Genomic DNA, 26,778 nt, shown 5'->3' on the forward strand with positions numbered 1-26,778 from the left:
GGGCTTAGGACAAAAGTCCGGGGTGAAACTGGGACTGGTGGAGGATAGGACCGGGGAGGTGCCGGTGATGCCGGAGCTGTCGCAGGAGACCGAGCGGGGGAAGGCCCTGCTGCCGTTCGGGGCGGCGGAGGTGACGGGCCCTTCCATGGTGCCCACACTCCAGCACGGGGATCGGCTCGTCGTTCAGTGGGGGGCGCGGGTGGGGCCGGGCGACGTCGTCGTCCTGCGGCATCCGTTCCAGCAGGACCTGCTCGTCGTGAAGCGGATCGCGGAGCGGCGTGAGGGCGGCTGGTGGGTGCTCGGGGACAACGCGTTCGCGGGCGGGGACAGCACCGACTACGGAACCGTTCCCGAGGAACTCGTCCTCGGGAAGGTGCGGTTCAGGTTCCGGCCGCCGAAGGCGGGTCAGCGTTCGCCGTTCGCCGTCGTCCGCTGGGTGCTGGTGGCAGCCAGGCCGGTGCTTCCCGTCCGGTCCGCCTCCAGGCGCTTGCGGGCGCGGTAGGCCGCGACGTTGGCGCGGGTCGCGCAGCGGTCCGAGCAGTAGCGCCGGGAGCGGTTGGTCGAGGTGTCCAGGTAGGCGTTGCGGCACGGGGCGGCCTCGCACAGGCCGAGGCGGTCCACGCCGTACTCGGTCAGATGGAAGGCGAGGCCCATCGCCGCGATCGCCGCGTAGCCCGCGGTCGCGTTCGACGGGTGGTCCGCGAGATGCATGTGCCACAGTGGGCGGCCGTCGTCGTCGCGGTGGTCGTGCCCCGAGATCTGCGGGCTCACCGGGAATTCGAGGAGCAGCGAGTTCAGCAGGTCCACCGCGAGGGTCTCCTCGCCGCCGTCCGCCGCCTCGAAGACCGCGCGCAGCCGCCCCCGTACCGAACGGAAGCGGGTGACGTCCGCCTCCGCGGCGCGGCGGGCCGCCGAGGAGTTGCCCTCGAACAGGTCACGGACGGCCTCGACCGAGGTCAACGAGTCCTTGCCCCGGGCCGGTTCCTCGGTGTTGACGAGGCGGACGGCATAGTCCGAGTAATAGGCCAGTTCCACTTGTAGTCCTTACGGAGGCGCTCTATCGTCGGGACGGTGGTCAGGTAACAGACGATCGCGCTTACAGGGTATTACGTGGTCGACTGGAGGAGGGGCTTTCATGGCCATCGGCACCGGAACCGACTGGAACGCCTGGCAGCGGAGCTGGGACCGGCAGCAGGAGTGGTACATGCCGGACCGCGAGGACCGCTTCCGGGTGATGCTCGACATGGTCGAGGCCCTCGTCGGGCCCGCGCCCCGCGTCCTCGACCTCGCCTGCGGCACCGGCACCATCACCGCCCGGCTGCTCGCCCGCCTCCCCGGAGCCACCAGCACGTGCGTCGACCTCGACCCCGCCCTCCTCGCCATCGCCGAGGGCACCTTCGCCGGCGACGACCGGGTCTCCTTCGTCGCGGCCGACCTCAAGGATCCGCGGTGGCGCGCCTCGCTGCCGTACGACACGTACGACGCCGTGCTGACCGCCACGGCCCTGCACTGGCTGCACAGCGAACCCCTCACCGTCCTCTACGGCCAGATCGCCGAACTCGTCCGTGATGGCGGTGTGTTCATGAACGCCGACCACATGATCGACGAGACGACACCCCGGATCAACGCCGCCGACCGGGCCCAGCGGCACGCCCGCATGGAGCAGGCCAAGAAGGACGGCGCCCTCGACTGGGCCGAATGGTGGGAGGTGGCCGCCCAGGACCCCGTCCTCGCCGGACCCACCGCCCGCCGCTTCGAGATCTACGGCGAGCACGCCGACGGGGACACCCCCTCCGCCGACTGGCACGCGCGCGTGCTGCGCGAGCAGGGCTTCGGGGAGGCCCGGCCGGTGTGGCGCTCCCCCTCGGACGCGCTGGTGCTCGCGGTCAAGTAGGCCACCCGCAGGCTCTGTTGAGGCGGTACGGAAAATCCGTACCGCCTCCGCCGCGTCGTGCGGCACCTCCCGCCGCACTGGAAGGGTGAGACGGTCCGCGAGCGCGGGCCGGGGAAGGGGGCGGGATGACGCGCGGCGAGGAAGCCGCTCTGCTGCCATCCGGGCCGGCACCGGTTTCCAGGGCAAGGGCCGGCTCGGCCCGCTGCTCAAGACCCCGCCGCTGACCCGGGCCCAGCTGGACAAGCTGATCCGGAACCCGGCGCTGCTGCCGTAGCGGGGAGGGCGTGCGGGCGCGGGCATGAGGAAGGGGCGGTACGGGAGACCCGTACCGCCCCTTGCCGCCTGCGCTCAGGAGTGTCGACGTCCCGGTCAGAGGACCTTCGACAGGAACGCCTGCGTCCGCTCGTGCTGCGGGTTCGTCAGGACGTCGCGCGGGTTGCCGGACTCGACCACGACACCGTCGTCCATGAAGACGAGCGAGTCGCCGACCTCACGGGCGAAGCCCATCTCGTGCGTGACGACGATCATCGTCATGCCGTCCTCCGCGAGGTCCCGCATGACGTCGAGGACCTCGCCGACGAGCTCGGGGTCGAGAGCCGAGGTCGGCTCGTCGAAGAGCATCAGCTTGGGCTCCATCGCCAGCGCACGGGCGATGGCCACGCGCTGCTGCTGGCCGCCGGACAGCTGGGCGGGGTAGTGACCCTTGCGGTCACCGAGGCCCACCCGGTCCAGCAGACGCTCCGCCCGCGCGCGCGCGACGGCCTTGGTGTCACCCTTGACCTGTACCGGCGCCTCCATGACGTTCTCCAGCGCCGTCATGTGCGGGAAGAGGTTGAAGCGCTGGAACACCATGCCGATGTCCCGCCGCTGGGCGGCTACTTCGCGCTCCTTCAGCTCGTAGAGCTTGTCGCCCTTCTGGCGGTATCCCACCAGGTCGCCGTCGACGTACAGGCGCCCGGCGCTGATCTTCTCCAGGTGGTTGATGCACCGCAGGAAGGTCGACTTGCCGGAACCCGACGGACCGATCAGGCAGAACACCTCGCGCGGATTCACCTCCAGGTCGATGCCCTTGAGGATGTGCGCGAGCCCGAAGGACTTGTGCACCCCCTCGGCCTTGACCATCGGACGGCCGCTCGTGCTCGCGGCGACATCCTTGCTGAGACTGGTCATCGGGCCACCTCCGGGCGGCGGAAGGAACCGAACAGACGGAGGTTCTTCTTCAGGCGCTGCAACGGGGTCGGCGGCAGGTTGCGCGACGATCCGCGGGCGTAGCGGCGCTCCAGGTAGTACTGGAAGACGCTGAAGATGCTGGTCAGGATCAGGTACCAGATCGACGCAACGAAGTAGAGCTCGACGACCGCGAGCGAGGTGCTGGAGATGTCCTGGGACCGCTTGATGAGTTCGTTGAACTGGACCGCGTAGGCGAGCGACGAGGTCTTCAGCATGTTGATGAACTCGTTGCCGGTCGGCGGCACGATCACCCGCATGGCCTGCGGGAGGATCACCCGTCGCAGTGTCTTGCCCTGGGTCATGCCCAGCGCGTGCGACGCCTCCATCTGTCCCTCGTCGACGGACTGGATGCCGGCCCGGACGATCTCGGACATGTACGCGGCCTCGTTCAGGCCGAGCCCGAGGAGAGCCGCCAGGAACGGCGTCATCACCTGGTTCATCTCGTCCTTGTAGAACCCCAGGTTGAGCACGGGGAACACCAGCGCGAGGTTGTACCAGAGGAGCAGCTGCACCAGCACCGGAGTGCCGCGGAAGAACCAGATGTACAACCACGACACGGTGCTGGTCACCGGGTTCGAGGACATCCGCATGACTGCGAGGATCACGCCCAGCACAAGTCCCAGCACCATGGCGAGCACGGAGATGTACAGCGTGTGCCAGACGCCGGACAGGATCGTCGCGTCCGTGACGTAGTCCGGGATGATGCTGTAGTTGATGTTCGCGTTGGAGAACGCGAGCCCGATCAGCACCAGCACCGCGATGACCAGGACGCCGGCCACCCAGCGGCCGTAGTGGCGCACCGGGATGGCCTTGATCTGCTCCGGCGGCACGGACGGCGCCGGAGTCTTGTCGACAGTGTCAGTCACAGTGACTGCCCTTCAGTGTTGCGTCAGGCAGGGTCAGGAGCCGCCGTTGATCTTGGCCTCGGTCAGCGCGCCGTCCGTGACGTTCCACTTCTCCAGGATCTTGGCGTACTCACCGTTCTTGATGATCGCGTTCATGGCGGCCGAGATCGCGTCCCGCAGCTGGGTGCTCTCCTTGCTGAGGCCGATGCCGTACGGGCCGGCCTCGATCTGGTCTCCGACGACCTCGAAGTCCTTGCCGCCGCCCGAGGTCTTGGCGTTGTAGGCCGCGACCGGGAAGTCGTTCAGGTCGGCGACGGACGCGCCCTGCTTCAGGCGGAGCAGCGCCTCGGGGTCGGTGTCGAAGGTCTGGAGCGTGATCGCCTTCTTGCCGTCCTTCGTGCACTTCGTGCTCTGGGCCTTCGCGATGCCCTCGGACGTGGTGCCCTTCTGCAGCGCGACGACCTTGCCGCACAGGTCGTCCAGGGACTTGATGCCCTTGGGGTTGCCCTTCTGGACGAGGATCGAGGTGCCGGCGGTGAAGTAGTCGACGAAGTCGATGCCGTTGCCGGCCTTCTTGCCGGTGTCCGAGTCGATGCCGTTCTGGCGGTCCTTCGTGTCGTTCATCGCGGACATGATCGCGTTGAAGCGCTTGGACTGCAGACCCACGATGAGCTGGTCGAACTTGCCGTTCTGGAACTCGAACTTGACGCCGAGCTGCTTGCTGAGGGCGTCGGCGATGTCCGGGTCGATACCGACGGCCTTGCCGTTCTCCATGTACTCGACCGGCGGGTAGGCGATGTCGGAGCCCACCTTGACGACACCCGCGCTCTTGATGTCGGCAGGGAGCTTGTCGGCAAGCGGCGCCGAGGACGTGGACGTGCCGGAGCTGCTGGTGTCGCTGCTCTTGTCCGTCTGGTCACCGCAGCCGGTGAGGATCAGAGCGCCGGCGACCGCGATCGCACCGACCGCTGCTATCCGGGACGGCGCGGCCGTGGTACGACGGGTGGTGCGTGCGGTCATGAGGGTTCCTCCGGCGGATGAGGGAGTAGCCGATAGGTCGACGAGAACACACACCTTCGAGTGTCGCGACCTCGTGTAATGACGGCATCTTGCCATTCGGATTGCGTGATTCACGGTGCCCGCCATGTCAAAATCGGATAACGGGTGACCCCCGAACCGTTACGGGCCGGTAGGTCGCGGCCGGATCTTGTGCGGGAATCCCTCCTTCCGGCCGGAAGATCTTCGGCGCTTCGCGCGATGCGGACGACCGCTACGCGGCACTCATGGCCGAACGAGGACATGTCCGGAAGTGTCAGTGGATCAAGGCATGAGTCATCTCACCGACGTGTGATCTTGGCGTTATGGACTCGTCCTCGACGCCGTCCGTCCGGTAAGAAGGTTCTTTACACCCCTCATCCGGGGCTCAGGGCGCGTGTGCGGCGCGCCCGTCGCGCAGCGGCCCGTACGCAACCACGGCGGCAGGGCCTGCGCGGTGCCCGCCCACCCCTCAACCAGGAGTGGTCACCCTCAAACAATAAAGACTTAAGGGGTAAATTAAAGTGGCAGCGGAGATCGTCAATCCTCGCAGCGACAGCAGTACGGATCTCGAAGGCGGGGCCGAGCCCCTCGATGCCTTCGACCCGGCTTTCGCGCTGCACCGCGGCGGCAAAATGGCTGTGCAAGCCACTGTGCCCGTCCGCAACAAGGACGACCTGTCCCTGGCTTACACGCCCGGCGTCGCGAAGGTGTGCAGCGCGATCGCCGAGCAGCCGGAACTCGTCCACGACTACACGTGGAAGTCGTCCGTGGTCGCTGTGGTGACCGACGGCACGGCAGTGCTCGGGCTCGGTGACATCGGCCCGGAGGCCTCGCTCCCCGTCATGGAGGGCAAGGCCATCCTGTTCAAGCAGTTCGGCGGTGTGGACGCGGTGCCGATCGCACTCGCCTGCACCGGCGTCGACGAGATCGTCGAGACGGTGGTCCGGCTCGCTCCCTCCTTCGGCGGCATCAATCTGGAGGACATCTCGGCACCGCGGTGCTTCGAGATCGAGCGCAAGCTCCAGGAGCAGCTGGACATTCCCGTCTTCCACGACGACCAGCACGGGACAGCGGTCGTCACCCTCGCGGCCCTGCGGAACGCCGCCAGGCTCACCGGGCGCTCGCTCGGCGACCTTCGCGCGGTGATCTCCGGCGCGGGCGCGGCCGGCATCGCCATCGCCAAGTTCCTGCTGGAGGCGGGCCTCGGCGATGTCGCGGTCACCGACCGCAAGGGTGTCGTGTCGCGGGACCGGGACGATCTGACGGACGTCAAGCGGGAACTGGCGGAGATCACCAACAAGGCGGGACTCTCCGGTTCGCTGGAGGCCGCGCTCTCGGGCGCCGACGTCTTCATCGGGGTCTCGGGCGGTACGGTGCCGGAGCCGGCGGTCGCCTCCATGGCGAAGGGCGCCTTCGTCTTCGCGATGGCCAACCCGACCCCCGAGGTGCACCCCGACATCGCCCACAAGTACGCGGCCGTCGTCGCGACCGGGCGGTCGGACTTCCCGAACCAGATCAACAACGTGCTGGCCTTCCCGGGGATCTTCGCCGGTGCGCTTCAGGTCCGGGCCTCCCGGATCACCGAGAGCATGAAGATCGCCGCCGCCGACGCGCTGGCCGCGGTCGTCGGGGACGACCTCGCCGCGGACTACGTCATCCCCTCGCCGTTCGACGAGCGGGTGGCTCCGGCGGTGACGGCCGCGGTGGCCGCGGCCGCTCGCGCCGAGGGCGTCGCCCGCCGCTGACGTGGTGTGCCCTGCTTGGCCCCGCCGGGATGGTTTCCCTCCCGGCGGGGCCAAATTTTTTTACCCGGGGGAGAGTCCGGGCGGGTGGTTCTCGCCCCCTCCGCCCCTGCCCGCCCCGTTTCGGGGGCGCTGCCCCCGGACCCCCGCTCCTGCCCGCCCCGTACCGGGGCGGGCACCCGGACCTCCGCTCCTCGAGCGCCGGAGGGGCTGAACTTTTCCCGCGAAGGGGCAGGAGCAGGCTGTTGCTCGGCGGGGTTCCCGTCTGGGCGCTGCGGGACGCGTGTCACACGGGGAGGCGGTTCCCCCGGCCGGGGGCGGAGCCTATCGTCAAGGTCATGTTCGCTGCCTATGCCGCCCGAATCGACCGTGACCAGCCGCTGAACGGCCTGGAGTTGGGGGAGCGTCCGGCCCCCGAACAGAGGCCGGGCTGGACGACCGTGAACGTACGGGCCGCCTCCCTCAACCACCACGATCTGTGGTCGCTGCGCGGGGTCGGCCTCGCCGAGGACAAACTGCCGATGATCCTCGGCTGTGACGCCGCCGGAATCGACGAGGACGGCAACGAGGTCGTCCTGCACTCCGTGATCGGCCAGAGCGGGCACGGGGTCGGCCCCGAGGAGCCCCGGTCCATCCTCACCGAGCGCTACCAGGGCACCTTCGCCGAGCAGGTCTCCGTACCGGCGTGGAACGTACTGCCGAAGCCCAGGGAACTGTCCTTCGAGGAGGCCGCCTGTCTGCCGACCGCCTGGCTGACGGCGTACCGCATGCTGTTCACCAACGCCGGGGTGCGGCCCGGTGACTCCGTGCTCGTGCAGGGCGCGGGCGGGGGTGTGGCCACCGCCGCGATCGTGCTCGGGAAGGCCGCCGGGCTGCGGGTCTTCGCCACCAGCCGTGACGAGGCCAAGCGGAAGCGGGCGCTCGAACTCGGCGCCGTCGAGGCGCTGGAGTCCGGGGCGCGGCTGCCGCAGCGGGTGGACGCCGTCATCGAGACGGTGGGCGCCGCCACCTGGTCGCACTCGGTGAAGTCGCTGCGTCCCGGCGGCACCGTCGTCATCTCGGGTGCCACCAGCGGCGACCGGCCCTCGCACGCCGAACTGACGCGGATCTTCTTCCTCGAACTCAAGGTGGTCGGTTCCACCATGGGAACGAAGGACGAGTTGGAGGACCTGCTGGCCTTCTGCGCTGCCACCGGGGTGCGGCCCGTCGTCGACGAGGTGCTGCCGCTCGACCGGGCCCGCGAAGGGTTCGAACGGTTGGAGTCCGGCGACCAGTTCGGCAAGATCGTGCTGACCACGGGCTGATGCCCGGGGTTGCGGGTCACACGAAACGGCGGGTCCGGGTTTCCGGGCCCGCCGTTTGGTGTGCCGGGGCGGGCAGGAATGTCAATTTCGGTTGACACGGGAGATGTGTCAACGTAAGTTGACGTCATGACCGAAGCAACGGATCTTGCCGAGCGCGCGGGTGATCGTGATCCGCGGATCGGGCTGCGGGCGGTCTCCGCGCTGCGGAGGCTGCTGGAGCAGTTGGAAGCGGTACAGGTGCGCAGTGCGCGCAATCAGGGCTGGTCGTGGCAGGAGATCGCCGCGGAACTCGGAGTGAGCAGGCAGGCCGTGCACAAGAAGTACGGGAGGCAGTGATGTTCGAACGCTTCACGAAGGATGCGCGTGCCGTCGTCGAGGGCGCGGTGTCGCACTCCGAGCGGGTGGGGGCCGGGACCGTCGAGGAGGAGCACATGCTGCTGGCCCTTCTCGACCGGGAGGGCAGCAGGGGTTCCTTCGTCCTGACGTCGCTCGGGGCGGCCGGGTTCCGGGAGTCGCTGGAGCGGGACCTCGCCGAGGCGCGCCGCCGGGGCGGGCTGTCGCGCGCCGACGCGGACGCCCTCTCCGGGCTCGGTATCGACCTTTCCGAGATCGTCTCCCGGATCGAGGAGACGCACGGGGAGGGGGCGCTGGAGTCGGGCAAGCGCGGCGGGAACGGCAGGCGGACCCGGCGCCGGCCCTTCGGGCAGAGCGCGAAGGAAACGCTGACGCGATCCCTGCGGGTCGCCGTCGCCCGACGGGACCGCCACATCGGGGACGAACACCTGCTGCTGGCCATCACCCTGCGCGGCGGGGTCGCCGGAGAGGCGCTGGCCGATCACGGAATCACGTACCAGTCGGTGACACGGGTGCTGTACGGGGAGGACGGCGTGGCAGAGGCGGGGTGAGCGCCGCAAACAGCCGACGGGGCTCTGTGTGCGGCCCCGTCGGCTCGGGCGGTCCTCGGGTGGGGAGTGCCGGGGGAGTTACGGCCGCTTGCTCCGCAGGGTCGATCCGATGTGGGCCGCCGCCTCCGACAAGTGGCGGCGGATGTCGCGGAGTTGATCGTCCGTGACGCCGTGGTCGCGGGACGCGTCACGGATGTCGTCGCGGAAGCGGTCCAGCAGGCGGTCCAGGTCGCGGCCGGGGTTGCCGGTCGAGTCCTCGTGGGCCCAGGCGGGTTCGTACTCGGCGGGGAAGTCGTCCGGGGTGGCCGAGTACTCCGGCTCCGCTGGCGCTCCGGAGGGCGGACGCCCGAAGCCGAACTCCTTGCCGAGGTCCTTCCCCAGGTCCTTGCCGAAGTTCTTCCCGAAGTCGCCGAACTCCTTGGCCAGTTCGGTCAGTCCCTCGCGCACGCCAGTCGGCCAGTCGCCGCGCGCGAAATGGTCCTGGACCTGGTCCTGGACATGCTTGGCCATGCGCTGCATCTCCTCCTGGGCCTGCGCGCGGGCCTTCTCCTGCGCCTCCTTGGCCTGACGGCGGGCGCGCTGTGCCTCGTCGCGGGCACGGCGGCTCTCGTCCTTCGCGCGGCGGGCCTGCTCCTTCCACTCCTGCCGGACGCGCCGCATCTCCTCCTTCGCCGCCCGCCACGACTCCTTGTCCTGGAAGTCGTCGAGGCCGCCGGGCCCGCCCGCCGTGCTGTCCTGCTGCTTCGCCCGGGCGCCGCCCGCGGAGCCGTGTCGTGCCTCCGTGGCCGCTGCCCGCATCTCGCGGCGCAGGTCACCGGCCGCGCCCCGCACGTCCGCGCGGATCTCCGCCGCGAGCTCCGCGACCGACTCGCGGATCTCCAGCTCCAGATCGGCCAGTTCGCCGCTGCGGTCGGCCAGTTCGGCGCGGCCCGCGTCGGTGATCGCGTACACCTTGCGGCCGCCCTCGGACGTGTGGGTGACGAGCCCCTCGGCCTCCAGCTTCGCCAGCCGGGGGTAGACGGTGCCCGCCGAGGGCGCGTACAGGCCCTGGAAGCGCTCCTCAAGGAGACGGATCACCTCGTACCCGTGGCGCGGCGCCTCGTCCAGCAGCTTGAGGAGGTACAGGCGCAGTCGGCCGTGGGCGAAGACGGGAGCCATGTCAGAGCACCTTCTTGTCGGTCGCGGTGCCATCGGTCGAAGTGCCGTCGGTCGCGGTGTCATCGGTCGCGGTGCCGGTCGGCCGGCTCTCGGCGGCACCGTTGTCCGCCGTGTCGTCCGCTGTGCTGTCCACTGTGTCGTCCGGGCCGATGGGCGGGGCCGTGTCCGGGGGCTTCGGGGCGTCCTCGTAGGGCTCGTCCTCCGCCGGGGGCCTGCGCAGCAGGGCGATGGAGCCGGAGACGGTCATCGCCTTCAGCCTGCCGTTGCCCGCGCCGAGGCGGCCGGTGATCTTCTTGGCGCCCCACTGCCCGCTGACCCGCAGGTCCTCGAACGCGCTGGAGACGTTGCCGCTCGCGGTGTTGGCCTCCACCTCGGCGTCCGCCGGGTGGGGGAGCCGGATGGCGATCTCGCCCGAGACGTTCGACAACTGGACGTCGGTGGGCGCGCCCGCGGCGTCGAGGTCCACGATCATCGAGCCGCTCACCGATTCGGCCCGCACGGAGGATCCGGAGCCCTCGACGACGGTCAGGTCGCCGGAGACCGAGTTGAAGCGGAGGTCGCCGGTGACGGCCTGGGCCTCCAGGTTCCCGGAGACGGTCTCCACGCGTACGGGGCCGGCGACGCGCACGAGGGTGGTGTCGCCGGTGACGCCCTTCACCTGGACCCGCCCGTCCATCCCGGAGACCACGGCGGCGGCGCCGACCACGCCCACCTCGACGTGCGTGCCGGTCGGAACGGCCAGCGAGACGACCGCAGCACGGCGCCAGCCCTTGCGGTCGAGCCACTTGAGGAAACCCTTCCAGGGAAGGTCCTCGTAGGCCACCGTGAGTGTGCCGTTCTCCTGGGTCACCTGGAGCGGGGGGCCGTCCAGATCGGACACCTCCAGCCGGGCGGAACCCTCGTCGGTCCCCACGACGTTCACTGTTCCGTTGACGATGCGTACGTGCAGCGTCTGCACGGGGCCGTCGAAGGAGAGTTTCTTCGGCTCTGTCACGGACCACTCGGACATGGTGCTGACCTCCTCGACCGGACCGGACCCCGATACGAGTCCGAGCTCGACGCGCCATATCGCGTCTTCCGTTATTCACGATATATCGCGGATACGGAAAGTCAAGACACCCGTTCTGGGGATCATCGGTGCGTTGAAGTAGGCAAATCGCCCTAAAGTGGGGCTATGTCGACTGCCTCCGGCGCATCCCGGGACGACCACCCGGTCCAGGCCCCCGGTGCCCTCCTGCTGTGCCGGGCCCATCCCGAGGCGGTCGGTCCCGCCGCCCAGTTGCTGCGCGAGCGGATGCTGCTCGCCGGGGCGGGCTCCGAGTGGAGCGTGCTGGTCCCCGAGGGCAGGCCCTGGCGGGACGGCGCGGAACCCGTCGACCGCGTGCTCACCGGCTGGGCCACCGCGCTCGCCGTCGGCGCACCCTGGCCCGTCCTCGCCCTGTGGTGGGACACCGACCGCAGCGGCTTCACCCTGGCCTCGGGATTCCGTCGCACCGTGGGCTACGAATGGCTGGCGAACGGCACCCCGGTCGGCGAGGACGAGGCGATGCGCACCTTCGCGGCACGGCTCGGCCTCGACCCGGTGCTCGACATGCAGGCGCTGGAACCGCTGACCCAGCCCGATCCGGCGGCCGACGCCCACGCGCGCGTGACGGGGCTGCTCGCCGTCCTCACACGCGCGGGGATGCTGCTGCCGGCCGGGATCGAGCCCGGCCGATCCGCGGACCGGCTCCGTGCCGCGGTCCGGATCCGGCCGGACGCCGAGCAGATCGAGTGGACCGGCTGGCGTGCCGCCGTGGGCGCCGAACTCGATGCCGTGGAGAGCGGCGGCCTCGGGCCCTGGCTGCGCGGCCCGAGGGCGCGCACCCTCGCCGTGGCCCAGCTGGCCGTCGGCCTCCCGCTCACCGCCTGGGGGGTACGGCGCCACAGCGGCGGCTGGATCGTCTTCGGCGCGGTCCTGGTGCTCCGCGGCGCCCTCGGCCTGGCGTACGACCACCTGCGCGCCTACGACTGACACGGACGCCGTCCCCCCTGGACGGGGCCTGCCTCCCGGAGCCGAGCCCGCCCCGTCACGGGGACCGGCCGCCTTGCCACGAAGGCCCACCCTGCCGCCTCGGCAAGAAGGCCCGCCGCCCTCGTAAAGAAGGGCCCGGCCGCCCTTGCCCGGAGGTGACGCGTCATCCCGTCCGGAAGGGGCCCGTCATTCCGCGGGGAGAGGGCCCGCCAGTCCGCGCGGAGAGCGCCGGCCCACCCGGAGAAGAGGAGTGCCGGAGGGGCTACTCGTCCTCGTCGTCCTCGTCGTCCAGCCGGGCCAGCCAGGTCGCCAGCCGTTCCACCGGCACCTCGAAGTCCGGGTTGAGGTCGACGAACGTACGCAACTGCTCGGCGAGCCACTCGAAGGTGACCTCTTCCTCGCCGCGCCGCTTCTCAAGTTCCTCGATGCCGCGGTCGGTGAAGTACATGGATGGTGCTCCGTGGGTGAAAGGGAAGTGGAACGCTGGGAAAAGGATAGGCGGGGGCGCGGGGCCCATGGAGGGCCTCTGTCGTGCGCGACCCCCTGCGGCTAGCCTGCAAGGTCGGCTGTACCACGGGGGCGTGGGGGAACGGGGGATGTCATGAGTGACGCGGTGACCCGCATCGCACGGATCGAGATGCCGGACGGAACACCGGTGTGGGCCCGGATCTCGGGGGCCGACGAGCTGGAGGATCCGGGCGGCGAGCTGTCGCTGACCGACGTCGGCTTCGGGGAGCGCGTCGAGGCGCAGGTCGAGAGCCTGCAGTCGGTGATCACCAGTGTCGCGCGCTCGCTCGCCGCACCGTTGCGCGCGGTGCGGCCCGACGAGGTCAGCGTCGAGTTCGGCATCGAGCTGACGGCGAAGGCCGGCAAGGTGGTCGGGCTGCTCGCGGACGGCGAGGCCAAGGCCGGCATCACGGTGACGCTGACCTGGAACGGCGGTCCGCCCGACCTGGAGGAGACCGGGGCCGCCCCGCAAGCGGGCGCGTCTCCCGGCGCCCCGGCGCACAGCGGCGCCACCGACGCCTCCGGCGGGGGCGGAGCATGACGGACGGGCACGCCCCGGGCGCACCGGGTGGCCCCGGGAACGGTCACCGTGCGCTGCGTGATCTCGTCATGGCCGCCACCGTGCGCATCCATCGCGCGGGCCCCGGGTATGCCCAGGGCGAACCCGGCACGTTCCTCGGGAGCGGCTTCTTCATCGCTCCGAACTGGGTTCTGACCTGCGCGCATGTGGTCCGGAGCGGGGAGGGGAACGAGGTGACGGTGGTGTACGAGACAGGGCCGGGCCGCGGTACGTCCGCCGTCGCCGGCGAGGTCGCGACGGCTCTCCCGGACCGGGTCGGGCTCCCGGTGCGGGGCACCTGGCCGTCCCCCGACCTCGCCCTGGTGCGGCTGCGCGAGCCGGTGGACCACGACTGCGCCTACGTCACCGAACGCCCCGCCGCCTACTACGAGGAGGCGGTCGTCCTGTATTCCGGCTGGTCCGTGGTCGGCGGGGAGCTGCGCCGGCTGAGCGGCACCTGCACGGTGCAGGGCACGCTCGGCGGCTGGTCCGACGACGAGCAGATCCGGCTGGGCGGCGACGTGCTGCCGCCCGGCGTCTCGGGCGGTCCTGTCGTCGACCCCGTACGCGGTGAGGTCGTCGGTGTCCTGAAGTCGCGCACGGACCGGGGGCTCGGCGGCACCTGCACCGGGGTGGAGCAGCTGCGGTCCCTGCCGGTGCCCGCCGAGGAGATGCGGGCCGAGCACGACGACAGCTACCACGCCGTCTTCCACGCCCACGACCGCTACCACCGCGACCGGCAGCGCCATCCGGACACCGACCGCAGCACCTGGGCCGACGTCCAGAACCAGCTCGGCGCCCGGCCCGGCCGGGCGCTCAGCCCGGAGGAGCGGACCCAGCTGCTCGGCAGGCTCGCCGATCTGCCGCCGCCGGTCAGCACCCGCGCCCTGCTCGGCCTGCTCGAGTCCCTGGTGGGCGACCAGACCGCGATCCCGCATCCGGCGCCGCGCGGCTGGCGCGACGGGCTCGGCGCGCTGTACGAGAACTCGCGCCAGGACGCCGCCCTGGACCTCGTTCTCGACTACGCGATGCGGGCCATGTCCGCCGAGCGACCCTTCGTCACGCCGGGCACGCAGGCCGCCGAGCGGGCGCTGTGGGAGTGGGTGCGGCAGACCGCCGAGGGCAGGCCGGGCCCGGCGTACCGGCGGCGCCTCGGGCAACAGTGGATCGAGCGGCTCCAGTTGGCGCCTCGTGGCCCGTCGGCGGCGGAAGCAGAGGCGGCGCACGGTACCGCGCACAGCGCCGACCGTGCGCCCCGTCTCTTCGTTCTGCTCGAACTGGAGCAGCTGGGCTGGGAGCCGGGCCGCTGCGACTGGCACGTCTCGGTGGGCCGGCCGACCGGGGAAGTGATGCGGCTGCGCGACGGCGAGCGCACCCCGCTGGAGGAGCTGCCGGCCGCTCTCGCGCCGGCCCTCGCCGAGGCCTTCCGCCAGTGCGACGAACCCGGGCGGCCCGCCGACCTCCAGGTCGCGCTGCCCCATCTGCTCCTCGGACTCGACGTCGACGCCTGGCAGTTCGGGCCCGGCGAGCCGCCGCTCGGCGCGCACCGGCCCGTCGTCGTGCGCTGCGCGGACCGGGAACAACTGCCCGAGCCGGCCGACGCGGTCGCCCCGGCCGGAAAGCAGCTCCCCGCGGACGAGGAACAGCACGAGCGCGAGGCGCGCTGGCGGTGGATCCACGCGCACGGCGCCCAGGCCGAAGTCCTCGACTGCGAGGACGGGTTGCGGGTACCCGTACCGGCGGCGGAGTCGTTGCGCGGGCTGCCGCACAAGACCGTCCCGGTGCTCTGCCGCTACGGCGACCACCGCTTCGAGGACGATCCGGTGGCGCTCGTACGGATCGTGCACGGCGGGTACGGCGTCGCGCTGTGGCGGCGCTGGCGCGGGCAGTCGGACGCGGTCTGCGGAGAGTTCCACCGAAGAGCCGGCGACACGGTGGCGGGCGCGGGCCGCGCGGACCGGCTCCCCGAGCTGGTGCACGCCCTGCGGGCCGGGCTGCGCGCGGGCCGGCCGGAGACCTACTGGGCCGACGGGATCGCCCTGTTCTACGACGACCCGCGCCGGCCCCTGCCCGGGACCGGGGACCTGCTGGAGGCGCCATGAACGCATCCGTGGAGCCGCTGTCGCGCGATGCTCGAATCAGGCCGAAGTGGGCTGCTATGAGCCCCTCTTGGGACCTTACGGGGCCCTCCGGGGGTCGATACGGTGAGGCAACGATCGACGGCTGCCGTGGTGGACGAGTGACGACGAGGACTGGGCAATGACCGAATCCAGCGAGTGGCTCATCTACCGAGGCGCAGGCGAACCCCACGACGGCCTGAACCGCCTTCCGGCCCCGCCGCCGTGGCGCGACTTCGCGAGCCGGGAGGCCGCCGGGACCGACGGCGACGGCTCCGAGGACCGCAGGCTGGGCGCGCACCGGCATCTGGCCGAACTGCACAGGCCGGGCGCCGAGGAACTCGAAATGATCAACGCGGCGCTCTATCTGCGCCGCCCGCTGCTGGTCACCGGCAGCCCCGGCGCGGGCAAGAGCACGCTCGCGCACTCGGTGGCGTACGAACTCGGTCTGGGCAACGTCCTGCGCTGGCCGATCGTCAGCCGGTCCACACTGCAGGACGGGCTCTACCACTACGACGCGATCGCCCGGCTCCAGGACGTGCAGATCGCCGCGCCGCAGGGCGCCGACCCGGCCGCGCCCGGCGCCCCCGGCTCCGTCGAGGGCATCGGCAGCTACATCCGGCTCGGCCCGCTCGGCACCGCGCTGCTGCCCTCCGAGACCCCGCGCGTGCTGCTCATCGACGAGCTGGACAAGAGCGACATCGACCTGCCCAACGACCTCCTGAACGTCCTGGAGGAGGGCGAGTTCGCGATTCCCGAGCTGGAGCGCGTCGCCGACCGGCTGCCCGGCGGCGAGGCCGAGGTACTCACCGCCGACGGCACCAAGGCGCGGGTGCGCGACGGCCGGGTGTGCTGCCGAGCCTTCCCCTTCGTGGTGCTCACCAGCAACGGCGAGCGCGACTTCCCCGCCCCGCTGATGCGCCGCTGCATCCACCTCGAACTGGGCCGCCCGGACCACAAGCGGCTCGCCACCTTCGTACGCGCCCACCTGGGCGACGAGGCGGCGCGCGCCGGGGACGATCTGATCACCCACTTCCTGGAGCGATCGCGCAGCGAACTCGTCGCCGCCGACCAGTTGTTGAACGCCATCTACCTCACCGACGCCGCCGCCCCGCCCAGCCGCGACCGGCTCGCGGACCTGCTCATCCAGCGACTCGACCGCCCGAGGTGACGCGCTGATGCCCGGCGGCGACCCGATCGCCGAACTCATCGCCCGGATGCGGCAGACCGGACTGGATCCCGATGCCCGGCAGTTGGCCGACGCGCTGTGGCTGGCGCGTTGGTCGCGCCGTACGGACGCGGTCGGAAGCGAGCGGGAGAGCGCGCCGCCGGCTGGCCGGACGACGGCGGGCGAGGACACCGTTCCCGGGCGTCCGGACCGGCGGGGCACCGAGCGGCCACCGTCCGGCGACCCGCCCGAGCCGGCCTGGCGGGACACAGACGCGGACCGGCGCGTCGCGCTGTACCCGGTGCCGCGGGACGGCGCGCCCCGCGGATACGGTCAGGGCCGGTCGGCGGTGCTGCCGGTCGGCGTACCGGCCGCGCCCGCGTTCCCCGCCCCGCTCGAACTCCAGCGCGCATTACGCCCGTTGCAGGGGTACCGGACCGCGGCGCCGCCCCTGCGCACCGTCCTCGACGAGACCGCGACCGCCGAACTGAGCGCTCGGGCGGGCGGATTGGTCCTGCCGGTGTTCCGCGGGGTGACCCGGGCCGACGCCGCACTCCAGCTGGTCATGGACGCCTCCTCGTCGATGCGCGTGTGGGACCGGATGTTCGCCGAACTGGAGCAGGTCTTCAGCCGGTTGGGCGCCTTCTGGGACATCCAGGTCAGCCATCTCCACCAGGGCCCGGACGGAGAACCCGCCGTCAGCCGCAGCCCCGAGCCCGGCGCGGCCCCGCTGCACTCCGCCGACCGGCTGAGCGACCCGACGGGCCGCCGCGTCACCCTCCTCGTCAGCGACTGCGCGGGCCCCCTGTGGCACAGCGGCCACGCCCACCGGCTGCTGCACCACCTGTCCCGGCTCGGCCCCGCCGCCGTGCTCCAGCCGCTGCCGCAGCGCATGTGGAACCGCACCCGGCTTCCGGTGTCGTACGGCGAACTGACGCGCGGCGAGGCCCTCGCGGGAGCCGCCACGCTGAAGGTCCGGCTGCCCTCCGGCACCCCGCCGGAGGCCCGCGACGGCGCGCTTCCGGTGCCCGTCCTGCCACCCGAGCCCGCCGCGCTCGGCGCCTGGGCCCGGCTGCTGTCCGGAGCCGGCGCGGGACCCGTGGCCGGCGCCGTCGGCTGGGTGCGCCACGACCACGAGTCCGCCCGGAGCGCCCGCCCCGGACGCCGGATGTCCGGACTCGAAGTGGTCAGCCGGTTCCGCTCCAACGCCTCGAAGGCCGCCGGGCGGCTCGCCGGCTATCTGGCCGCGGCCCCGCTCAGCCTTCCCGTCATGCAACTCGTCCAGCGCACCATGCTCCCCGACTCCGGCCCCTCCGAACTGGCCGAAGTCCTGCTCAGCGGCCTGGTCTCGCGCGCCAAGCCAGAGGAGTACGGCGCGGACGGCACCCAGTGGTACGAGTTCGCGCCCGGCGCGCGGGAAGCCCTGCTGTCACCCCTGGGCCTCGACGAGGCCATGCTCGTGCTCAAGCACTGCTCCGAGTACATCGAGTACCGCTTCGGCAAGGGCGGCCCCAACTTCCCCGCCCTGGCGCTCGCGCAGCTCGGCGAGGGCGGCTCCGGACGGCCGTACACACCCGGTGCCGGATACCCGGGCGAGAACGGCGACAACGGCGGCGGCACCCTCGTCCCGCAGCCCTTCGCCGAGGTCGCCGCACGAGTACTGGAGCGTTTCATGCCGCTGCCGGAACAGTTCGCGCTCTACGGGGGCCGCGGCCGCGACGACCTGCCCGACGAGCGGGCGACCCACACCGCGGTGATCCGGGCCCGCTCGCTGGCCGGCCAGTTCGGCAGCGACGGCATGGTGCAGGACCTCATCGACGCCGTACAACTGCTGCGCGGCGCCACCGAACACGAACTGCCCCCCGGCGCCGACCCGGAACTGTGGGCCGAGTACGCCAACTGCGTGCTGCTGCTGTGGGAGGTGCAGGGCGGCGCGGAGCTGCTGCGCGAGGCGGAGGCCGCCGCCGAACGGGCCGTCGCGCACCCCCGCGCCCTGCGCGAACGGGCCGTCCTGGCCCGGGTGCTGCACGCCGCCGCCACCGACCGCAGGCGGCGCGGCGACCGGCGCGGCGCGCTCGACCTGCTGCAACGCGCCGACCGCGAGTACGCGGTGGCCTGCGCCGCGCCCGACCTGGACGCCACCGGGGCCCTGCGGCTCACTCTGGAGCGGGTACGGGCGCTGGAGGCACAGTGGCGCCTGGGCGGCGACAGCGCGCTCCTCCAGGGCGCGGTCGGCATGCTGGAGGCGTTCGCCGACGCCTGGCCCGACCGGCGCAGCCGGCCGCCCGAACTCCCGCTCGCCCACGGCCGTATCCTGCTGCGGCTGTCGGGCGCCACGGCCGACCACGAACAGGCCAGGCTGTACGCGGAGCAGGGCGCGCACTCCCTGCGTGCCGCCCTGGAAACCGTCCCCGAGAACGCGCCCGCCGTCGCCGGTGAGTCCTCGCGCGTCCGCATCCTGCTCGACCTCGTCGACTCGCTCCTGAAGTCCGGCGGTGAGCTGGACGACGCCCAGGTCCATGTGGACGAGGCGCTGGGCCTGACCCGCGAACAGGGGCTGCGCTCCGCCCTGTTGGTGCGCGCGGGGCGCATCCACGTCGCCCGGTACGCGGACTCGGGCGACCCGCGTGAACTCCAGGACGCCGCCGCGCGGTTCGAGCAGGCCTCCCGGGGGGTGCCGCGGGACGCCCCCGCGCACGCGGACGTCCTCGCCGAATGGGGCGAGGCCCTGCTGCGGCGTGCCGTGCTGGACACCGGACCCGCCCCGCGCGAGTCGCTGTCCCGGGCCATCCGGGTGCTGCGGGACTGCCGTACCGAGACCGCGGCGGGCAGCGCCGAACTGGCGCACCGCCTGCTGCTGCTCGGCCGCGCGCTGATGCTGCGCTACCGGGCCCGCGGCGACCGGGTCGACCTGCGGGAGGCCGAGCACCTCTTTGGGCTCGCGGCGCTGGAGGAGGGCCCACCGCTGATCACCGCGCGCTGCTGGCTGGAGCTCGGACAGGCGCAGTTCGAGGCGCACCAGAGCCTCGGCCGCAAGGCGCGGCTCGACGAGGCCGTCGACGCCTTCCGGGCCGCGGCCGAGTCGGCGCGCGAGGCCGAGGAGAAGGCGGAGACGGGGCGCGCGCGCCAGGAGGCCGTGGAACTGGGTGCTCGGGCGCAGCACTGGCGGGGTATGTCCTACGAGGCGGCGGCGCGTCCGCGTGCCGCGCGCGAGGCCTACCGGGCCGCCCGGACCGAGTGGTCCAGGCTGCCGGACGGTGTTGTGAGCACGGGTGAGCCGACGGCCAGGCAGACGGCGCAGCGGCTGGCCGAGCTGGAGTGAGGAACGCCTGTCGGCGGCCGCCGGGGCGGAGTCAGCGAAGGTGAGGGTGACGACATGGGCGTACGGGACGACGCACGGGACGACGCACAGGACTGCGATGCCGCGGGGGAGCGGCAGCCGTGGTCGCGGGGCCCGTCGCAGGCATCGGGCCTGGCACAGGCACTGGACCCGGCACCGGCAGCGGGTCCGGAGCAGGCACCGGAGCCCGAAGGAACGTGGGACGGTCCGACGGAGGCGTCGGATCCCGCGGAGCTCCCCGATCTGCTGGACCTGGACCTGGCGGAGCTGCGGACCGTTCAACACCCGGTGCTGGCAGAGGTGCTGGCCGATCTGCGGGAGCGGTCCGGACAGCCGAGCGAGATCCTGTGGGGATTCAACAACGCTTTCTGAGCGGCGAAGTGAGCAATGGCCCGGTCAACCGTCGCTCACGAGCAGCCAGTTCCGGACCACCCTCGTGATTGAACCGGACAACTTCGAGTGGGCGGCGTTTGTGTCCGGCCCGCGTCCGGGAATGCCGCCCCGTACGGGCAGGGGGCCGTGGCGCGGTTCGCGGCGTGGGATCGCGCGGCCGTACATCATGGGGGTGCCGGAGTGTCTGCAGAGGTGACCTCCCCGATCCCGATCCCGATACCCGTGACCTCCGTGCCGCACCTCGAAGGGGCCTTGTCCGGGCGACCCTCGTCCGGGCGGCCCTTGTCCGAGCGCGCCTTGCCCGAACGGTCTTTGTCCGAACGGCCTTTGCTCGAACTGGCCCGGTCCGAACCGCCGTTCCCCATCCGGCAGTTCATCGTCAAGATGCACGGCCACTGCAACCTCGCCTGCCGCTACTGCTATCTCTACGAGGGCCCCGACCGCACCTGGCGCACCCGCCCCGCCGCCGCCCCGCCCGGCGTCCTGGAACGGACCGCGCTCAGGATCGGCGAACACGCCCGCGCCCACGGCATGACGGCCCTGTCCCTGGTCCTGCACGGCGGCGAACCGCTGCTGGCGGGCGTGGACACCCTCGCCCGGTTCACCGGCCTCGTACGCGACCGCGTCCCGGACGACTGCACCGTGCACGCCACCGTCCAGACCAACGCCACCCTGCTCACCGAACGGCGGCTCGCCGTCCTGGCCCGGCACGCCATCCGCGTCGGCATCAGCCTGGACGGCGGCCTGCCCGAGCACAACACGCTGCGCACCGACCGTGCCGGCCGCCCGTCCTGGCCCGCCGCCGCGCGCGGCGCCCGCCTGATCGCCGAACGCTGCCCGGACGCGTACGCCGGGATCCTCACGGTCGTGGACCCCACGACGGACCCGGTCGAGCTGTACGAGTCACTGCTCGCGCTGCGGCCGCCGGCCCTCGACCTGCTGCTCCCGCACGGCAACTGGTCCGCGCGGCCGCCGCACCGGGACGGCCCGGGGACCCCCTACGGCGACTGGCTGTGTGCCGTCTTCGACCGCTGGTGGCAGGCCGGGCGCCGCGAGACGCGGGTGCGGCTCTTCGAGGAGTGCGTCGCGCTGCTCCTCGGGCTGCCCGCCGCCACCGAGTCGCTCGGCCTCGCGCCCTTCGACGCCCTCGTCATCGAGACGGACGGCTCCATCGAGCAGGTCGACTCCCTCAAGTCCTGCTACGAGGGGGCGGCCAGGACCGGCCTCGACGTCTTCCGGAACCGGTTCGACGAGGCGCTGCGCCACCCCGGCGTCGCGGCCCGGCAGGCGGGCGCCGCCTCGCTGGCCGCGCGCTGCCGGGCCTGCCCGCTGCTCCACGTCTGCGGCGGCGGACACTACGCGCATCGATACCGGGCCGGACACGGCTTCGCCAACCCCTCCGTGTACTGCGCCGACCTCCAGCGCCTCATCCACCACGTCGCTCGCGGGCTGGCCGGGGCCGCCGTCCCCGCCGCTTCCGAAGGAGGCGTCCCGTGATCCTTTCGGCGGTCCCGGAACGGGCCCTGACCGAACTCGGCCGCACCGAAGGCGGCCCCGAGACCCTCGGGCTCCTCGTCCGCGACCAGCACACCCGACGGCTGCTCCTGCTCCGCGCGGTCCTCGACGCGGCCGAGTCGGCCGGCCCGGGCGTCTGCCCCGCCGCCGCCCTGACCCGGCTGCGCGAGGACTGGGCCCTGCTGGAGGAGGTCGAACGACTGGAACCGTCCGCCCACCGCCGGGTACGGCCCCACCGGGGTGGTCCGGGGGCGGAGCGGCCGGGTGGCCGGGCATCAGGGCTGCGGGACGGTTCCGCGCGGGGACCCGTCCGGCCAGGTGCTGCCTCGTCGGTGTCCGAGGGGCCGGCCGGTTCCGCTGCGGCGTTCGCGGGGCCGGGTGGTTCCGCGTCGGCGTTCGCGAGGCCGGACGATTCCGCGCCGGGGACTGGTCGGTCAGGTGGTTCCGAGCCGGTGTCCGAGGGGGACGCGGCGTCCGGGAACCGCCCTCCGGTGTCCCCCGTCCGGGCCCTCCTCCTGCACCCGTTCATCGGCCCCTGGGCCCGGGATACCCTGCGCGCGCTCGGGTCCGGAACGGGCCCGCGCGCCGACCGGGACACCCGTGAACCGGCCCGCGCGCTCGCCCACTTCGGGTCGCTCGCCGCCGTGGCCGCAGCCCGTGCCGGGGTGTCCTACGCGGTGCGGCTGACCGCCCACGACGGCGTGCTGACGCTGCCCTCGCTCGGTGCGCTGCGGACGGGCGGTTGCGGTTCCGGGGACACGGAGGTGGGCGTCGTGCACCGGCGGGGGCGGCTGACCCTCCGGCGGCCCGGCGAGGCGGACGTGGTCGTTCGCCTGCAGAGCGGTACCGGCGCCTGGTCGGAGGCCGCGGCCTGGACGTCGGCGTACGCGCTGCCCGGTCTGGTGCCGGGCTCCGCCGCCGTACCGCTGGACGACCTCGACCCGTATCGGACCGCACGCGGCGGACCCCGCCCGGACACCCTGAGCGGCCCGGTCGCCCTCGACGACGCCGACCGCAAGCACTGGCTGCACGTCTGGTCGGGCACCGCGGCGGCGCTCGGACTCGGCGGCGAACGGCGGCTCGAGGAAGCGGTGACCCTGCTGCGCTGTCTGGTTCCGCTGTCCGCGCCGCCCGGCTCGGTGCCGGGCAGGGCGGCCGGCAGTTGCAGCGGCACCCGGCGCGAGGCCTTCGGCGCGGTCCTCAGCAGCGCGCCGGCGACGGCGACCGCGTTCGCGGCCACCCTCGTCCACGAGATCCAGCACGCCAAACTCGCCGCGCTCAGCGACATGGTGACGCTCCATCACGCAGGCCCGGAAGCACGCCACTTCGCGCCCTGGCGCCCCGATCCACGCCCGTACGACGGCCTGTTGCAGGGCGCCTACTCCCACCTCGCGCTCGCGGACTTCTTCCAGCGCGGCGCCCTCGCCGCCACCCTTCCCGCCCGCCGGGACGCGGCCTGGGCGCAGCACGCGCGCTACCAGGAGCAGGTCGGGGCCGTTCTGCCGGCCCTCGTCGGATCGGGTGATCTCACCGTGCGGGGACGCCGGTTCGTCGACCGCATGGTCGAGGTGTACGAACGGCTCGCCGAGCAGCCGCCGCCCCGCGGACACGCGGCGCGCGCGACGGCGTACGTACAGGCCGCCCGTACGCTGTGGGCCCGGCGCCACGCACCGGGCGAATGAACCGCACACCCCGAGGGGGGCGCGCCACGGGCCGGTCGAGTCGAACCGGGCCCGCCGAACGCGCCCCGCGCGCCCGTCGAACGCGCCATGCCACGTCTCGATTGAGCCATCCTCGCCGAAAGCCGCGGGTTCCCGGACGCGGGACGGTCGGTGCGCCAAGATCGTCGCTGAACACGTTCGAGAAGGAACCGTGGAGCAAGCGACTGGCGTGCGTCGGCGCCCTATCGCCGACCCTCGCAACGGTTCTAAAATCACGCGCGGGGAGGCCGCTGCATGTCTGGAGCTCGTACGCCGGTCGGGCCAGCCGAGAGGGGGTCCGCGAAGCAGACCGTCACCATCAGCTTCGCCGGTTTCAACCGGGCCTGGGCGGCCTGGATCGGGGACCGTCTGGAGCGGCGTGGCCATCGTGTGGTGTACCAGCGCTGGGACGCCCCGGCCGAGGTGCCCCTCGTCGACCTGCTGCGCGACCTGACACTGGCCCGGGGCCGGATCCTGATCATCGTCAGTGAGTGGTACTTCCAGCTCGGCCCGCGCACCTACGAGGAGTGGAACGCCGCGCTGCGCGAAGTCGTCGCGCCCGACCCGTCCCGCTTCGCTGCCGTCTCCGTCACCAACAGCCCGGTGCCGACGGCCACCACCGTGCTAGGCGCGGTCGGCCTGAACAACACGGGCCCCGACGAGGCCGAGCGCCGCCTCCTCGACCGCCTCGACCTGCCCTCCGAACCCCTCCCGCAGTCCGTCGAGGACGCCCGGCGCGGTCCCCGCTTCCCGGCCGCCATGCCCGAGGTCTGGGGCGGCGTCCCGCGCCGCAACACCCGCTTCACCGGCCGCGAGCCGCTCCTGAACGACGCCTACCACCTGCTCCAGGGCGCCGAGGCGGGCGCGGGCGTCGTCACCCTGCACGGCATGTCCGGCGTCGGCAAGACCCAGCTCGCCGCCGAGTACGTCTACCGATTCAGCTCCGAGTACGACGTGGTGTGGTGGGTCAACGCCGAGAAACGGGTCACCTACCGGCGCCGACTGGCGGAACTGGCGCCGCAGTTGGAGCTCTCGACCGGCGCCGAGTACGGCGAACGGCTGCGCGCCGTACGCGACTCGCTGCGCCGGGGCGACCCGCACTCCCGCTGGCTGCTGATCCTGGACGGCGCGGACGAGCCCGACCAGATCTACGACCTCGTCCCCACCGGGCCCGGCCATGTCCTGATCACCTCCCGCAACCCCGAGTGGAGCGAGCACAACAGCAAGCTGCTGGAGGTGCCGGTCTACGCCCGTGACGAGTCCGTCGCCTTCATCCGCCGCCGCGCACCCCGTCTCACCGAACCGGAGGCCGACCAACTCGCCGACGCGCTGGAGGACTTGCCCCTCCTGCTGGACCAGACGGCCGGCTGGCTCAACGACTCGGACCTGTCCGTCCAGGAGTACATCGCCCTCCTGGACGGTGGCATCGACCAGGACGTCGTCAAGATCTCCGCCGACTTCCCGGTCGCCTTCCAGACCGCCTGGTCGATACTGCTGAACAAACTCCGCGACACCGTCCCGGAGTCCGTCGACCTGCTCCGCCTGTGCACCTTCTTCGCGCCGGGCTTCATCCCCGTACGCCTTCTGAAGGAGATGCCGCACGACCAGCTGCCCGAACAGATCGCCGGTCTGCTCAACGACCCGCTGCTGTGGAACAGGGCGATCAACCAGCTCCGCCAGTACTCCGTCGTCCGGCTGGAGTCCCATGAGGCGGCCGGTGACGAGGCGGCGTCCTCCGGCGAGTCGCTGTACCTGCACCGCATGGTCCACCAGATCGTCCACAAGGACATGCCCGACGAGGACCGCCGCGAGTTCATCGACGTGGTCCGGCGCGCACTGGCCGCGGCGGACCCCCGGCGGCCCACGGACACCCGGCTGTGGAGCGGCTACGCGGAGCTCGTCCCGCATCTGAAGTACGCGGACGTACTGAAGAGCAAGGACTCGGCGGTTCAGACGCTGGTCTTCAACTGCCTTCGCTACATGTACATTTCGGGCGAGTACCGGTCGGGCATCAAGCTCGGCGAACGCGCCCTCGTCGCCTGGCGGACGCTGCTCGGGGAGAACCACCCGAGGATCTGGGAGCTGACCCACCACTACGCCAACCTGCTGCGGGCGGTCGGCGACTACGAGCGCACGGAGACGATCGAGCGCGCCGCCGTCGACCATCTGCGCGAGCAGCGCGGCGAGCAGGACTTCGACCATCTGCGAGCGGTCAGCGGCCTCGGCGCGGACCTGCGCGGCCTCGCCCGCTACGACGAGTCGCTGCAGCTCTCCCAGAGACTCGTGCTGACGTACCGCGACCTCCTGGGCGAACAGGACTCACGGACCCTCGGCGCCCAGAACAACCTGGCGGTGTCCCTGCGGCTGCTCGGCCACTACGGCGCGGCACTGGACATCGACCGGCGGACGCTGGAGGCGCGCCGACTGCTGCTGCGGGCGCGGCATCCATGGGCGCTCAACTCCGAGCTCTCGTACGCCATGGATCTGCGATTGCTCGGCCGTTACACCGAGGCCGAGTCGATCCAGGCCAAGAACGTCCGCGAGTACCGCCTCGTCATGGGGGCCGACGCGCCGCAGACCCTCGAGGCCGAACACAACCTCGCCCTGTGCCACTACCGCACCGGAGACCGCGCCGCGGCGGGCACCCTGCTCGCCCGGGTACTGGAGCGCTGCGAGCGCGCCCTCGGCGAGACCGATCCGCAGACGCTGAGGTTCGCCGCCTCCACCAGCTGTTTCACGCGTGAGCACGGCGACATCGACCAAGCGCGGGAACTCGGCGAGTCCGTCGTCGCCCGGTACGAGGTGATGCTCGCCGAGGGGCACCCCTACATCGCCGGTGTCCGCGCCAACCACGCCCTGGTGCTGCGCAGTGTCGGCGAACGGGACCAGGCCCATGTCGTCATCGAACAGGCGCTGGCCGGCATGACCGCGGCGGTGGGTGAGGGCCACCCCTGGACGCTGGGCTGCGCCATCAACGCCTCCGCCCTGCGCAACCTGGTCGGCGACCCGGAGCGGGCCGCCGCCCTCAGCCAGGAGTCGGTCACCCGGGCCACCGAGACGCTCGGCCGCACCCACCCGCTGACACTCTCCGCCCGTATCGCCCTCGCCGCCGACCTACGGGCCCTGCGGGACGGCCGCCAGGCCGAGAAGACGGAACAGGAAGCCCTCGCCGACCTGGACGCCACGCTGGGTCCCCGGCATGTCCACACCATCTCGGCCCGCTCCCGCAACCGGCCCTACTGGGATTTCGAGCCACTGTCCACCTGATCCCACGATGCCGATCCCCGGTGCGCATAACCGTCCGTGTGCCGGGGAATGACCCAGATCTCTCACAACGACCATGCAATGC

23 protein-coding genes are annotated in these 26,778 nt (G+C 72.1%); 16 read left to right on the forward strand and 7 right to left on the reverse strand.

The window, feature by feature from the left end:
• The first annotated feature begins 67 nt into the window (after nucleotides 1-67).
• Nucleotides 68-502: a nickel-type superoxide dismutase maturation protease gene (sodX, locus tag ACFYR3_RS22115; protein ID WP_355844571.1), complete on the forward strand. Its 435-nt coding sequence runs from the start codon at nucleotides 68-70 to the stop codon at nucleotides 500-502.
• On the opposite strand, the gene ACFYR3_RS22120 is transcribed toward sodX, so the two are convergent.
• Nucleotides 406-1,035, reverse strand: a complete 630-nt coding sequence (locus tag ACFYR3_RS22120) for a CGNR zinc finger domain-containing protein (protein WP_355844568.1) — start codon at nucleotides 1,033-1,035, stop codon at nucleotides 406-408. The genes sodX and ACFYR3_RS22120 overlap by 97 nt on opposite strands.
• A 100-nt stretch (nucleotides 1,036-1,135) precedes the next feature.
• Between ACFYR3_RS22120 and ACFYR3_RS22125 the strand changes: the two genes are divergently transcribed.
• Together ACFYR3_RS22125 and ACFYR3_RS22130 are read left to right on the forward strand one after the other, a co-directional pair.
• Nucleotides 1,136-1,894 carry a class I SAM-dependent methyltransferase gene (locus tag ACFYR3_RS22125; protein ID WP_389284437.1) on the forward strand — a complete coding sequence of 253 codons (759 nt, stop codon included), beginning with the start codon at nucleotides 1,136-1,138 and terminating at the stop codon, nucleotides 1,892-1,894.
• Nucleotides 1,895-1,979: 85 nt separating this feature from the next.
• Nucleotides 1,980-2,168 (forward strand): hypothetical protein, encoded by a 189-nt coding sequence (locus ACFYR3_RS22130; protein WP_355844562.1) that lies wholly within the window; start codon nucleotides 1,980-1,982, stop codon nucleotides 2,166-2,168.
• A 95-nt stretch (nucleotides 2,169-2,263) separates the two neighbouring features.
• On the opposite strand, the gene ACFYR3_RS22135 is transcribed toward ACFYR3_RS22130, so the two are convergent.
• The 3 genes from ACFYR3_RS22135 to ACFYR3_RS22145 are packed head-to-tail and all read right to left on the reverse strand — an operon-like array spanning nucleotide 2,264 to nucleotide 4,989.
• Complete coding sequence (locus ACFYR3_RS22135) at nucleotides 2,264-3,064, reverse strand: amino acid ABC transporter ATP-binding protein (RefSeq protein ID WP_355844559.1); 801 nt, start codon at nucleotides 3,062-3,064, stop codon at nucleotides 2,264-2,266.
• Nucleotides 3,061-3,990 carry an amino acid ABC transporter permease gene (locus tag ACFYR3_RS22140; protein ID WP_355844556.1) on the reverse strand — a complete coding sequence of 310 codons (930 nt, stop codon included), beginning with the start codon at nucleotides 3,988-3,990 and terminating at the stop codon, nucleotides 3,061-3,063. The genes ACFYR3_RS22135 and ACFYR3_RS22140 overlap by 4 nt, the downstream gene beginning before the upstream one ends.
• Nucleotides 3,991-4,023: 33 nt before the next feature.
• The gene (locus ACFYR3_RS22145) at nucleotides 4,024-4,989 is read right to left on the reverse strand and encodes an ABC transporter substrate-binding protein (RefSeq protein WP_355844553.1); all 966 of its coding nucleotides are present in this window, start codon (nucleotides 4,987-4,989) and stop codon (nucleotides 4,024-4,026) included.
• Nucleotides 4,990-5,528: 539 nt separating this feature from the next.
• On the opposite strand from ACFYR3_RS22145, the gene ACFYR3_RS22150 reads away from it, so the two are divergent.
• From ACFYR3_RS22150 to ACFYR3_RS22165, 4 genes are all read left to right on the forward strand, one after another.
• Nucleotides 5,529-6,752, forward strand: a complete 1,224-nt coding sequence (locus ACFYR3_RS22150; RefSeq protein ID WP_389284440.1) for an NADP-dependent malic enzyme — start codon at nucleotides 5,529-5,531, stop codon at nucleotides 6,750-6,752.
• Between the two features lie 335 nt (nucleotides 6,753-7,087).
• Nucleotides 7,088-8,053 carry a zinc-binding dehydrogenase gene (locus ACFYR3_RS22155; protein ID WP_355844547.1) on the forward strand — a complete coding sequence of 322 codons (966 nt, stop codon included), beginning with the start codon at nucleotides 7,088-7,090 and terminating at the stop codon, nucleotides 8,051-8,053.
• A 126-nt stretch (nucleotides 8,054-8,179) separates the two neighbouring features.
• Complete coding sequence (locus tag ACFYR3_RS22160) at nucleotides 8,180-8,389, forward strand: helix-turn-helix domain-containing protein (RefSeq protein WP_010984411.1); 210 nt, start codon at nucleotides 8,180-8,182, stop codon at nucleotides 8,387-8,389.
• Entirely contained in the window at nucleotides 8,389-8,958 is a 570-nt protein-coding gene (locus tag ACFYR3_RS22165; protein ID WP_355844545.1) for a Clp protease N-terminal domain-containing protein, read from the forward strand. Before ACFYR3_RS22160 ends, ACFYR3_RS22165 begins: the two co-directional genes overlap by 1 nt.
• A gap of 78 nt (nucleotides 8,959-9,036) precedes the next feature.
• On the opposite strand, the gene ACFYR3_RS22170 is transcribed toward ACFYR3_RS22165, so the two are convergent.
• Both ACFYR3_RS22170 and ACFYR3_RS22175 read right to left on the reverse strand, forming a co-directional pair.
• Nucleotides 9,037-10,116 (reverse strand): helix-turn-helix transcriptional regulator, encoded by a 1,080-nt coding sequence (locus ACFYR3_RS22170; RefSeq protein ID WP_355844542.1) that lies wholly within the window; start codon nucleotides 10,114-10,116, stop codon nucleotides 9,037-9,039.
• A 1-nt stretch (nucleotide 10,117) separates the two neighbouring features.
• Nucleotides 10,118-11,125, reverse strand: a complete 1,008-nt coding sequence (locus ACFYR3_RS22175) for a DUF4097 domain-containing protein (RefSeq protein WP_389284443.1) — start codon at nucleotides 11,123-11,125, stop codon at nucleotides 10,118-10,120.
• A 165-nt stretch (nucleotides 11,126-11,290) separates the two neighbouring features.
• Between ACFYR3_RS22175 and ACFYR3_RS22180 the strand changes: the two genes are divergently transcribed.
• Nucleotides 11,291-12,130 (forward strand): hypothetical protein, encoded by an 840-nt coding sequence (locus tag ACFYR3_RS22180; RefSeq protein WP_355844536.1) that lies wholly within the window; start codon nucleotides 11,291-11,293, stop codon nucleotides 12,128-12,130.
• A 262-nt stretch (nucleotides 12,131-12,392) separates the two neighbouring features.
• Here ACFYR3_RS22180 and ACFYR3_RS22185 read toward each other — a convergent pair whose 3' ends face one another.
• The gene (locus ACFYR3_RS22185; RefSeq protein ID WP_010061466.1) at nucleotides 12,393-12,578 is read right to left on the reverse strand and encodes a DUF6104 family protein; all 186 of its coding nucleotides are present in this window, start codon (nucleotides 12,576-12,578) and stop codon (nucleotides 12,393-12,395) included.
• Between the two features lie 153 nt (nucleotides 12,579-12,731).
• On the opposite strand from ACFYR3_RS22185, the gene ACFYR3_RS22190 reads away from it, so the two are divergent.
• The 8 genes from ACFYR3_RS22190 (at nucleotide 12,732) to fxsT (ending at nucleotide 26,696) form a co-directional block, all read left to right on the forward strand.
• On the forward strand, nucleotides 12,732-13,178 hold the full coding sequence (locus ACFYR3_RS22190; protein ID WP_355844533.1) for a CU044_2847 family protein: 447 nt from the start codon (nucleotides 12,732-12,734) through the stop codon (nucleotides 13,176-13,178).
• The gene (locus tag ACFYR3_RS22195) at nucleotides 13,175-15,298 is read left to right on the forward strand and encodes a trypsin-like peptidase domain-containing protein (RefSeq protein ID WP_389284445.1); all 2,124 of its coding nucleotides are present in this window, start codon (nucleotides 13,175-13,177) and stop codon (nucleotides 15,296-15,298) included. The genes ACFYR3_RS22190 and ACFYR3_RS22195 overlap by 4 nt, the downstream gene beginning before the upstream one ends.
• A gap of 157 nt (nucleotides 15,299-15,455) precedes the next feature.
• Nucleotides 15,456-16,484, forward strand: a complete 1,029-nt coding sequence (locus ACFYR3_RS22200; protein ID WP_355844527.1) for a MoxR family ATPase — start codon at nucleotides 15,456-15,458, stop codon at nucleotides 16,482-16,484.
• A gap of 7 nt (nucleotides 16,485-16,491) precedes the next feature.
• Nucleotides 16,492-19,803 (forward strand): SAV_2336 N-terminal domain-related protein, encoded by a 3,312-nt coding sequence (locus ACFYR3_RS22205; RefSeq protein ID WP_389284448.1) that lies wholly within the window; start codon nucleotides 16,492-16,494, stop codon nucleotides 19,801-19,803.
• Nucleotides 19,804-19,857: 54 nt separating this feature from the next.
• On the forward strand, nucleotides 19,858-20,193 hold the full coding sequence (fxsA, locus tag ACFYR3_RS22210) for an FxSxx-COOH cyclophane-containing RiPP peptide (protein WP_355844521.1): 336 nt from the start codon (nucleotides 19,858-19,860) through the stop codon (nucleotides 20,191-20,193).
• Between the two features lie 405 nt (nucleotides 20,194-20,598).
• Nucleotides 20,599-21,711, forward strand: coding sequence for an FxsB family cyclophane-forming radical SAM/SPASM peptide maturase (locus tag ACFYR3_RS22215; RefSeq protein ID WP_389284491.1), 1,113 nt, complete (start codon nucleotides 20,599-20,601; stop codon nucleotides 21,709-21,711).
• The gene (locus ACFYR3_RS22220) at nucleotides 21,708-23,411 is read left to right on the forward strand and encodes an aKG-HExxH-type peptide beta-hydroxylase (protein WP_389284450.1); all 1,704 of its coding nucleotides are present in this window, start codon (nucleotides 21,708-21,710) and stop codon (nucleotides 23,409-23,411) included. The genes ACFYR3_RS22215 and ACFYR3_RS22220 overlap by 4 nt, the downstream gene beginning before the upstream one ends.
• Nucleotides 23,412-23,684: 273 nt before the next feature.
• Entirely contained in the window at nucleotides 23,685-26,696 is a 3,012-nt protein-coding gene (fxsT, locus tag ACFYR3_RS22225) for an FxSxx-COOH system tetratricopeptide repeat protein (RefSeq protein ID WP_355844515.1), read from the forward strand.
• Nucleotides 26,697-26,778: the final 82 nt, after the last annotated feature.

The organism is Streptomyces sp. NPDC005784 (assembly GCF_042871525.1).
Lineage (GTDB): Bacteria > Actinomycetota > Actinomycetes > Streptomycetales > Streptomycetaceae > Streptomyces.